Annotated in this window: 4 protein-coding genes; 1 reads left to right on the forward strand and 3 read right to left on the reverse strand. The window is 72.8% G+C overall.

The genetic code is table 11. The features are described from left to right. The 3 genes from AB0C29_RS37385 to AB0C29_RS37395 form a co-directional block, all read right to left on the reverse strand. Nucleotides 1-1,244, reverse strand: a 1,244-nt coding sequence (locus tag AB0C29_RS37385) for a hydantoinase/oxoprolinase family protein (RefSeq protein WP_360830745.1), incomplete at its 3' end; no start/stop codon positions are given. Nucleotides 1,245-1,253: 9 nt separating this feature from the next. After that, complete coding sequence (locus tag AB0C29_RS37390; protein ID WP_360830748.1) at nucleotides 1,254-2,447, reverse strand: CoA transferase; 1,194 nt, start codon at nucleotides 2,445-2,447, stop codon at nucleotides 1,254-1,256. Next, nucleotides 2,444-3,088: a GntR family transcriptional regulator gene (locus tag AB0C29_RS37395; RefSeq protein WP_360830751.1), complete on the reverse strand. Its 645-nt coding sequence runs from the start codon at nucleotides 3,086-3,088 to the stop codon at nucleotides 2,444-2,446. The genes AB0C29_RS37390 and AB0C29_RS37395 overlap by 4 nt, the downstream gene beginning before the upstream one ends. Nucleotides 3,089-3,182: 94 nt before the next feature. Here AB0C29_RS37395 and AB0C29_RS37400 point away from each other — a divergent pair. After that, nucleotides 3,183-3,908, forward strand: a 726-nt coding sequence (locus AB0C29_RS37400; RefSeq protein ID WP_360830754.1) for a hydroxymethylglutaryl-CoA lyase, incomplete at its 3' end; no start/stop codon positions are given.

Genomic DNA, 3,908 nt, shown 5'->3' on the forward strand with positions numbered 1-3,908 from the left:
GCGGCCTCGGCACTGGCCAGCCCCATCGCGTCGGCGACGGTCTGCACCGCCGCGCGGGCGGCCTGGGGGTCCAGGGTGATCTCGCCGCCGGCCAGCGAGGCGGGCAGGTAGCCGAGCACCACGTTGGCGTCGGTCACCGTGGGCTCGGTGCCGCCCTTGCCGTAGGCGGCCGGTCCGGGCTCGGCGCCGGCGGACTGCGGACCCACCCGCAGCGCCTTGGTGAGCTGCGGGACATGGGCGATCGAGCCGCCGCCCGCGCCGACCGTGCGCACGTCGACGGCGGAGGCCCGTACCGTCAGGTCACCGACCTTGGTCTCGCGGCCGATCCGGGCCGTGCCGCCGCGCACCAGTGCCACGTCGGTCGAGGTGCCGCCCATGTCGAAGGTGATCAGCTCGGTGTGCCCGGACTGCTCGGCGACCCAGACCGCGCCGGTGACCCCGCCCGCCGGGCCGGAGAGCAGCATGGTCACCGGTGCCGAGATGGCCGCGCCGGCCGACGACAGGCCACCGTCACTGCGCAGGATCGACAGCTCCCCGGGTACGCCCTGCCCGGCCAGCTGCGCGGAGAGGTTGGCGACGTACCGGGCGACCTGGGGTTGCACGTAGCCGTTGGCCACGGTGGTCAAGGCGCGCTCGTACTCGCGCATCTCCGGCAGCACCACGCTGGACAACGAGACCTCGATGCCGGGCAGCTCCTCGGCGGCGAGCTCGGCGATGCGCCGCTCGTGCCGGTCGTCGGCGAAGGCGTTGATGAGCGACACCGCCAGCGCCTCGACGCCGTTGGCCCGCAACGCCCGCAGGGCCTGCCGGACCGCCTCCTCGTCGAGCTCCTGCACCACGGTGCCGTCGCTGCCGATCCGCTCCGGCGCCTCCACCGTGTTCTCCAGCGCGGCCAGCGGTTCCGGCTTGGGCCAGATGATCCAGCCGGCCAGCCCGCCCGGCACGAAGGACCGGGCGATCTGCAGCACCTGACGGAAGCCGCGGGTGGTCACCAGCCCGACCGTGGCGCCCTTGCCCTCCAGGATCGCGTTGGTCGCGACGGTGGTGCCGTGCAGCACGTGGGCGATGTCGCCGCGGGCGACGCCGGCCTCCGCGCACACTTTGTCGATGCCGTGCAGGACACCGATCGACTGGTCGCTCGGCGTCGAGGCGGTCTTGGCCCGCCAGGTCGACCCGGATTCCTCGTCAACCAGCAGCACGTCGGTGAAGGTTCCGCCCACATCCACGCCGAGTCGATATGACATCTCACTCCTCTAAATGATTCCGTCAGCGCGCAAGCGCACCTGCTCCTCGTCGTCCAGTCCGATCAGTCCGCCGTAGATCTCGTCGTTGTGCTCCCCGAGGGCCGGCCCGGCGGTACGGACGGTGCCGGGGGTCGCGGACAGCCGCGGGGTCGCGTTCTGCATGGGCAGCTCGCCGAAGTCGGGGTGCGGCACCCGCACGATCGCCTCGCGGGCCGCGAAGTGCGGGTCGGTGAACATGTCCTCGGCCCGGAAGATCCGGCCGGCCGGTACGCCGTTGGCGTGCAGGGTGCCGAGCAGCTGCTCGGCGCCCAGGGTCGAAGTCCAGCGGGCGATGTGGTCGTCGAGCTCGGCCATCGCGGCGCCGCGGGCGGAGTGGGTGGCGTAGCGCGGGTCGCGGGCCAGCTCCGGCTCCCCCATCGCGGCGGCGAGCCGGCCGAAAACCGTGTCCTGGTTGGCGGCGATCAGGATCAGGTCGCCGTCGCCGGTCGGGTAGACGTTGCTCGGCGAGACGTTGGGCAGCGTGGCCCCGGTGCGTTCGCGCTGGTAACCGGCCACCGACCATTCCGGCAGCAGCGACTCCATCATCGCCAGCACCGCCTCGTAGATGGCCGAGTCGACCACCTGGCCGCGGCCGGTGCGGGTGCGGCTGTGCACCGCGACCAGCGTGCCGAGGCAGGCGTAGACCGCGGCCAGGGAGTCGCCGAGCGAGATGCCGGCGCGCACCGGCGGGCCGCCGGGGTCGCCCATCACGTACCGGATGCCGCCCATGGCCTCGCCGATCGAGCCGAAGCCGGCCCGGCTCGCGTAGGGCCCGGTTTGGCCGTAGCCGGTCACCCGGGTGACGATCAGTCCGGGGTTGGTCCGCCACAGGGTCTCGGGGCCCATCCCCCAGCGCTCCAGCGTGCCGGGCCGGAAGTTCTCCACCACGATGTCGGCGGTGTCGATCAACCGGCGGATCAGCGCCTGACCCTCCGGCTCGCGCAGGTTGCAGGTGATCGACTTCTTGTTGCGGGCGACGACGGGCCACCACAGCGACTTGCCGTGCGGCTTCTCGCGTCCCCACTGGCGCATCGGGTCGCCCTTGGCGGGATCCTCGACCTTGATCACCTCGGCCCCGAAGTCACCGAGCAGCTGCCCGCAGAACGGCCCGGCCAGCAACTGCCCGAACTCCACGACCCGCAGATCGTCCAGCGGAAGACTCATGAGCGTGGCACCCCGATCATCGTGGCGCGGGCGTTGTAGAGGTGGGCCCGCATGATCGCCTCGGCCCAGTCGCCGTCGCCGGCCCGCGCGGCCGCGACCATCTCGACGTGGTGGTGCAGACTGCGCAGCAGCGCCTCCGGCGTGTAGTCGTGGAAGTTCTGGTGCACGACGGCGGCGTGGGTGACCCCGCGCAGCGCGGCGGCCAGCGGGGCCGTGCCGGCCACCTCGATGAACAGGCCGTGGAATCGCCGGTTGGCCTCGACGATGGGACCCAGGTCCTGCCGGCGGCCGGGCTTGCCGGTGCGCAGCATGGACTCGGCCAGCTCCTGCAGCTCGTCCAGCTGCTCCGGGCCGAGCTTCGGGACGGCCAGGCGGACCGCGTACGGCTCCAGCCGCAACCGCAGCTCGAAGATCTCCCGCAGCTCGGCGGTGGACCAGGTCGCCACCCGGGCGCCGCGGTTGGGCTGCAGCTCGACCAGTCCCTCGGCGGCCAGCCGGCTCAGCGCCTCCCGGATCGGCGTGCGGCTCACCTGGAGCCGGGTGGCCAGCTCCGCCTCGCCGAGCCGGGCCCCGGACGCGATCACCCCGGAGAGGATCTCCTCTCGCAGAGATTGCGCCGCCTGTTCCGCTGCTGGTCGCACCTGGCCTCCCGTTCCGCTCGATTGCATGCAATCCTGGTCACGGTCACGGCGTTTCCGCAAGAGGGGTGTCCACGATGAGGGCAGGTTGTATGCAATGAGCGTTTCTATCGTGGAGGTCTCCCCGCGCGACGGGCTGCAGAACGAGGCGGTGCCGGTGCCGACCGCCGACAAACTGGCGCTGATCGACACCCTGGTGGCCGGCGGCGTACGCCGCATCGAATGCACGAGCTTCGTCAACCCCCGCCGGGTGCCGCAGCTGGCCGACGCCGAGGAGGTCGCCGCCCGGCTGCCCCGCGGCACGGTGTCCTGGATCGGGCTGGTGCTCAACGAACGCGGCCTCGACCGGGCCGTCGCCGCCGGCATGGACGAGGTGAACGTCGTGGTGGTCGCCACGGACACGTTCAGCCGGCGCAACCAGGCCGTCGACACGGCCGGGGGCGTCGCGGCCTGGCACCGGATCGCCGAGCAGGCCCGGGCGGCCGGCCTGCGCACGACAGTCACGATCGCGGCGGCGTTCGGCTGCCCGTTCGAGGGTGAGGTTTCCGTGGACCGGGTCCGCGAGGTCACCGCCGGCTGCCTGGCCGCCGCGCGGCCTGACGAGCTCGCCTTCGCGGACACGATCGGCGTGGGGGTGCCGGCACAGGTGCGTGCTCTGGCCGGGATGGCCGCGGCAGAGGCGCCCGGCGTGCCGCTGCGCTGGCATTTCCACAACACCCGCAACACCGGCTACGCCAACGCGATCACGGCGGCCGACCTGGCCGGCGACCACCCGGTGGCGCTGGACAGCAGCGCCGGGGGGATCGGGGGTTGCCCGTTCGCG

The organism is Actinoplanes sp. NPDC048791, from assembly GCF_040650095.1.
GTDB lineage: Bacteria > Actinomycetota > Actinomycetes > Mycobacteriales > Micromonosporaceae > Actinoplanes.